Source organism: Thalassolituus sp. UBA2009, assembly GCF_002335285.1.
GTDB classification, from domain to species: Bacteria; Pseudomonadota; Gammaproteobacteria; order Pseudomonadales; family Oceanobacteraceae; genus Venatoribacter; species Venatoribacter alkanivorans.
The window spans coordinates 819-6700 of record NZ_DDCJ01000128.1; the positions used below are offsets into that span (position 1 = coordinate 819).

Sequence of the window (5882 nt, forward strand, 5' to 3'; positions counted from 1 at the left end):
CTCGAGTTCAGCAAGAAGCTGCTGACCGAGGCCAAGGTGGCCGTGTCACCGGGAATTGGCTTTGGCGAATACGGCGATGACCATGTACGCTTCGCCCTGATTGAGAACGACCAGCGCACCCGCCAGGCGCTGCGCGGCATTAAACAGATGCTGCGTAACGATGGCTTTGGCGGTTAACAACTTAATACTCTCTATATCTTAAGGAGAAACGACCTTGAAACCGGTAAAAGTAGGTATCTGTGGTTTAGGTACAGTTGGCGGCGGCACTTTTAATGTGCTGACCCGTAATGCACAAGACATCGCGCGCCGGGCGGGTCGTGAAATTATTATCGCGCAGGTGGCTACCCGTCATCCGAACCCGGATGTGGACACCGGCGCTGTAGCGGTTACCGCCGACGTGAACGACGTTATCAACAACCCGGAGATTGATGTTGTTGTTGAACTGATCGGTGGCTACACCATCGCCAAAGACGTGGTACTGGGCGCGATTGCCAACGGCAAGCACGTGGTTACCGCCAACAAAGCGCTGATTGCGGTACACGGTGATGAGATCTTCGCCGCGGCGGAAGCCAAAGGCGTGAGCGTGATGTACGAAGCGGCAGTTGCCGGTGGCATCCCGATCATTAAGGCGATCCGTGAAGGTCTGGCAGCCAACCGTATCAACTGGCTGGCGGGCATCATTAACGGTACCGGTAACTTTATCCTGACCGAAATGCGCGACAAAGGCCGTGACTTCGCCGATGTACTGGCCGAAGCTCAGGCGCTGGGTTATGCCGAAGCCGACCCGACTTTCGACGTTGAAGGCATCGACGCGGCACACAAGCTGACCATTCTGTCGTCGATTGCTTACGGTATTCCGCTGCAGTTTGCCCGTTGCTATACCGAAGGTATCAGCAAGGTAACTCCGGATGACGTTGAGTACGCCGAAGAACTGGGTTACCGCATCAAGCACCTGGGTGTCAGCCGCCGTACTGAAAAAGGTATCGACCTGCGTGTTCACCCGACCATGATTCCGGTTGCGCGTCCTATTGCGACCGTTGATGGCGTGCTGAATGCTGTGATGGTTAACGGTGATGCTGTTGGTAACACGCTGTATGTTGGTGCCGGTGCCGGTGCTGGCCCGACCGCTTCTGCGGTAGTGGCCGACATTATCGACCTCGCCCGTACTTTTGACGCACCGGCAGAAGCCAGCGTTAATCACCTCGCCTTCAACGATATTGAAGACGTGGCGGTACTGCCGATGGAAGAAGTGGAAACCGCTTACTACCTGCGTATTCAGGCAGAAGACAAAACCGGTGTACTGGCCGCTGTTGCCAGCATTCTGAGTGAGCGTGGCATCAATATCGAAGCCATCATCCAGAAAGAGCCAAAAGACGGTGAAGCGCTGGCGCAGATCATCCTGCTGACCCACGTAGTGGTGGAAAAACAGATGAACGAAGCCATTGCTGCTATCGAAGCCCTGTCCAGCACGGTGGGTAATGTGACCCGCATTCGTGTGGAGCACCTCAACTGAGGTTTGCCTGACAGCTGAGATATAAAAAAAACGGAGCTTCGGCTCCGTTTTTTATGCCTGCAGAATGTCCGCGTTGTGTAACAAATATTTAACGAATATCTGACGTTTTATGTAAATCAGCAACGGATTTAAATGAGATATAGATCATCATTTATAATGGTGGGCTGTATTGCAGAGAAAATATACTTTCTTGTCGGAATTCTGGTGATGATAGTCTCCTGTACTATCGTTTAATGATAACAGGAGAACATTATGCAGGCCGGTACCGGTTTTAAAAAACGTGGATATGGTCAGCACAATGGTCAGTGAGAGGGTGCGTTCTGCTTACGGTGTCTCACAATCTGAAATGCCGAATGTCTGATTCGCAGGTGTCAACGATGAATGCATCTGCAAATAACAGCAGAGCATGGTTTTGACCACTGACGGAGAAATATTATGAAAAAGCATTTATTGTTTGCCCTCGCTTTTGCTCCTGTAGCTTCTTTGGCTGCAGTATCGGCGGACATCGAAGTCGTGTCCGATTATCGTTTTAACGGTGTGTCACAAACAGACAAAGGACCAGCGTTGCAGGGCGCACTGAATTACAGCCACACCAGCGGCTTATATGCCGGAACCTGGGCCAGTAATGTCGATTTTGGCGGTAACGATGATACCAATCTGGAGTGGGATTATTATCTGGGCTATTACCGCGATATCAATCCGGCCTTTGGTTTTGATATCGGTTATGCGCAGTACACCTATCACGGTGCCAGCTATTCCGATGATTATAATTATGGCGAGTACTATGTCGGGCTGTATTTTAACGCCAACACTACCCTCTACTGGTATCACGCACCGGAATATTTTGGCCTGGATACCGACCATAATATTTTTAAACTGACACACAGTATGCCGCTTGGTGATTACACCCTGGCATTTGCTGCTGCGCACAGTGTATCCGGTGATAAGGATGTTTGGGCCTGGGATGAGAATGAAGCAGCCTATCAGTATGTTGAGGCTGCGGTCAGCCGTATGTTTCATGGTTTTGAAATAAAAGGAACGGTGATGACCACGACCATTGACGATGACTTTAACGACAATGGCGACAGTACCATCGTACTGTCGGTTAAACGCAGTTTTGAGCTGATGAAGTAAACCGTTCTGATGAAACGCTGGCTGCTGCCTTTGCTGATGATACTGTTGTTCTCTGCTCAATCCGGGGCAGAGAATACGGTGTACCTGACCTCACTCAGCTGGCCCCCTTATTCTGATCCGCAGATGGCAGAGCAGGGGGCCAGCGTTGCCGTGGCCAGAGCGGCCTTTGCAGCCATGGGTTATACGCTGGTGGTAGATTTTTATCCCTGGCGACGGGCGGTATATCTGGCAAAAGATCAGGACAGTAAATATTCCGGCTATTTTCCTGAATATTACAGTGAATCCATTGCTAAGGAGTTTATTTTCTCGGCTGAAATGGGCAGCGGGCCGCTGGGTTTTGTGCAGCCGGCGGCTAAACCGGTTGTATGGTCGGAGCTGACGGATCTGAAATCTTATCGGATTGGTGTGGTGCAGGATTATGTCAACACTGCTGGTTTTGACAGCATGGTGGCAACGGGACAGCTGAAGGTCAGTGAGGTTATCGGAGATAAAAACAATATTCAGAAGGCCGCTTTTGGCCGTATAGATCTGGCTGTCATTGATAAAAATGTGCTGGAATACAGTGTTAAAACTGATCCGGATTTAATCAGGCTTAAGGATAAAGTCAGCTTTAATCACAGGCTTCTGGAAGATAAAAAACTCTTTATCTGTTTTAAGAAAAACCAGCAGGCAATCGCCGATATTTTTAATGAAGGTCTGAAAAAGATCGATGCTGAAAAAATTCAGGCAGATTATCTGGCAGGATTAAAATAAACCGCTCATTTAATGAGCGTTTCTTTCATAAAAACGGGCCTGATTAAGGCCCGTTTTTATTGATGCCAGTTCTGCCTGCTTCTCAGGCTGGCAGGTGATCTTTGATAATCTCGTACAGCTCCGGACGGCCCTGGGCGATTTCTTCGTTGCTCAGGCCTTCCAGCGAATGCGGATACTTCAGCCAGTCGCTGGTTTCGTGGATATAGTAATCCGGTACGCGGTCGGTCTGGTTGCGGTGCGGCTTATAGTAGGGCACGGCAACGCGGATATCGTGTGGGGTATTCAGGCGTGCGCGACGGCTCAGCTCGTTAATAATGGCTTCGATGGAACGGCCGCTGTCGAATACATCATCGACAATCAGCAGGCTGTCGCTGTGCTTAACGTTCTTCACCAGATAGTTCAGGCCATGCACTTTGACCTCTTTGGCCTGCTGATCGATGCCCTGATAGGACGAGGTACGGATGGCAATGTTGTCAGTCTCAACGCCGTGGTAATCGAGGTATTCCTGCACCGCAATGCCAATCGGTGCGCCGCCGCGCCATACGGCAATCATAAAGGTCGGGCGGAAGCCGCTGTCGAGCACCTTGGCCGCAAGGTGATAAGAATCTTCCAGCAATCCCTGGGCGGTTAGGTACAATTTGGCACTCATAATGATTCCGGCTCCCGTCGTGTTTCGAAACAACTCTTTACCTGACCAATTGGTCAGGTGCTATCATAACGCTCTGTTCCTATGCCTGTCACATAAGAGTACCTCATGCAGAAACGATTTTTGGACGAAGAAACGGTTATTCAGGATGCGTTCCGCCTCGGCGTGCAGATTTTTGAGAGCGGTTTCCGCCCGACCTTTATCGTTGGTCTCTGGCGTGGTGGCAGCTCGGTGGGCATCTATGTGCAGGAATGTCTGCAGACGCTGGGCGTGAAAACCGATCATATCGCGCTGCGCACCTCGTATCGTGGCCTGCCGGCCTACCAGAGCATGGTGCAGTCACCGGAAGATATTCGCGTACACGGCACTCAGTATCTGGTGGAAAACCTCAATGTTGATGATGGCCTGCTGATTGTCGATGATGTATTCAGCACCGGCTACAACATCAGCGCGGTGATCAACCGCCTGCAGGGCAAGCTCAAGCGTAATATGCCCAGCCAGGTTAAGGTTGCGACGCTGTGGCAGCGTCCGGCGTATAACCGGGTCGATTTCAAGCCCGATTTCTGTCTGCGTGAAACCGACGACTGGCTGGTGTTTCCGTATGAGCTGAAAGGCCTGAGCGAGGAAGAAATCGCTGCCAATAAACCCTGGGTTGAGCCATTCCTGCGTAAGGCAGACCACTGAGGCTTATACTCAGTATTAATAAAAGTTATGCACCAAGGCAGTTGTATAGTCTTGGTGAATGCCGGAATTCCTGCGACAATGCGCCCTTCAACACTGAAGGGTGATGTCTGTGAACCTCGATCGTATCGATCTTAACCTGCTGGTCTACCTCGATGTCCTGCTGCGCGAAGGCAGCGTTACCAAAGCGGCACAACAATTGGGTATTACCCAGCCGGCGATGAGTAATGGCCTGCGCCGGCTGCGCGAACTGTTTGGTGACCCGCTGCTGGTACGCACCTCAGACGGTATGACACCGACCGAGCGGGCACAGGAGCTGCAGCCGGTGATCCGTAAGGCGCTGGGCGAACTGGAGATGGCGTTACAGCCACTGGAAGAGTTTGACGCCCTGAGCAGCCACCGCGTGTTCCGCATTATGGTCAGCGATTACGCCGAGTCGACACTGGTACCGGAGCTGGTTAAGCGCCTGCGTACCGAAGCGCCGGATATTATCCTCGACGTACTGACCCCCTCGGATGTGACCTTTAAAGACGTAGAAGCCGGTAAAGTCGATATGGCCATTAACCGCTTTGACGAGATGCCACAGTCTTTCCACCAGATGACCCTGTGGCAGGACGACTTTGTCTGTCTGATTAACCCCGATCATCCGGGGATTCTCAATTTTGATCTCAATGCCTATCTGGCTTCCAAACATATCTGGGTAAGCAAAACCGGTATGGGGGCTGGTGTGGGGATCGACCCGGAGAAAGTCATCCGTCTGGGCTGGGTGGATAACGCCCTGTCAAAGCTGGGGCATAAACGCAAAATTTCGGTGTTTACCCGTCATTATCAGATGCCGGCGTTGCTGGCGCTGAATAATGACCTGGTGGCGACATTGCCGCGTAAGGTGGCCGATATGCAGGCTGAATCGGCCTCGCTGGTGGTGAAAGAGCCGCCGTTCAAAATCCCGCCGTTCGAGCTGAAAATGGCCTGGTCGCCGCTGCTGCAGCACCATCAGGCGCATCGCTGGTTACGCCGCACCATTGTCGATGTGGCGCAGTACTGCTGATTGCCGTTCGATCGGCCTTCGCTTGACGATAAACAACATCATGATCAGTTGTGGCGGGGTTGAAAGCCAATCCTGCTTTTTGATTCGGGTATTCTGTCATTTCCATA

At 51.7% G+C, this 5882-nt stretch carries 6 protein-coding genes; 5 read left to right on the forward strand and 1 reads right to left on the reverse strand.

Going from position 1 to position 5882, the window contains the following annotated elements; genetic code table 11:
- Window positions 1-214: 214 nt before the first annotated feature.
- From B3P58_RS15610 to B3P58_RS15620, 3 genes are all read left to right on the forward strand, one after another.
- Window positions 215-1513, forward strand: coding sequence for a homoserine dehydrogenase (locus B3P58_RS15610; protein ID WP_286718930.1), 1299 nt, complete (start codon window positions 215-217; stop codon window positions 1511-1513).
- A gap of 435 nt (window positions 1514-1948) precedes the next feature.
- Window positions 1949-2647 (forward strand): TorF family putative porin, encoded by a 699-nt coding sequence (locus B3P58_RS15615; RefSeq protein WP_286718932.1) that lies wholly within the window; start codon window positions 1949-1951, stop codon window positions 2645-2647.
- Window positions 2648-2656: 9 nt separating this feature from the next.
- Window positions 2657-3400 carry a substrate-binding periplasmic protein gene (locus tag B3P58_RS15620; RefSeq protein ID WP_286718934.1) on the forward strand — a complete coding sequence of 248 codons (744 nt, stop codon included), beginning with the start codon at window positions 2657-2659 and terminating at the stop codon, window positions 3398-3400.
- Window positions 3401-3482: 82 nt separating this feature from the next.
- On the opposite strand, the gene B3P58_RS15625 is transcribed toward B3P58_RS15620, so the two are convergent.
- Window positions 3483-4049 carry a phosphoribosyltransferase gene (locus B3P58_RS15625; protein ID WP_260996880.1) on the reverse strand — a complete coding sequence of 189 codons (567 nt, stop codon included), beginning with the start codon at window positions 4047-4049 and terminating at the stop codon, window positions 3483-3485.
- Window positions 4050-4154: 105 nt separating this feature from the next.
- Between B3P58_RS15625 and B3P58_RS15630 the strand changes: the two genes are divergently transcribed.
- Both B3P58_RS15630 and B3P58_RS15635 read left to right on the forward strand, forming a co-directional pair.
- Window positions 4155-4730: a phosphoribosyltransferase gene (locus tag B3P58_RS15630; RefSeq protein WP_225691630.1), complete on the forward strand. Its 576-nt coding sequence runs from the start codon at window positions 4155-4157 to the stop codon at window positions 4728-4730.
- A gap of 109 nt (window positions 4731-4839) precedes the next feature.
- Window positions 4840-5775, forward strand: coding sequence for a LysR family transcriptional regulator (locus B3P58_RS15635; protein ID WP_145469312.1), 936 nt, complete (start codon window positions 4840-4842; stop codon window positions 5773-5775).
- Window positions 5776-5882 lie beyond the last annotated feature (107 nt).

Excerpts from the sequence above, each read along its gene's own strand:
- B3P58_RS15615 (WP_286718932.1), top strand. The coding sequence starts at position 1,949 with ATGAAAAAGCATTTATTGTTTGCCCTCGCTTTTGCTCCTGTAGCTTCT.
- B3P58_RS15620 (WP_286718934.1), top strand. The coding sequence starts at position 2,657 with ATGAAACGCTGGCTGCTGCCTTTGCTGATGATACTGTTGTTCTCTGCT.
- B3P58_RS15625 (WP_260996880.1), bottom strand. The coding sequence starts at position 4,049 with ATGAGTGCCAAATTGTACCTAACCGCCCAGGGATTGCTGGAAGATTCT.
- B3P58_RS15630 (WP_225691630.1), top strand. The coding sequence starts at position 4,155 with ATGCAGAAACGATTTTTGGACGAAGAAACGGTTATTCAGGATGCGTTC.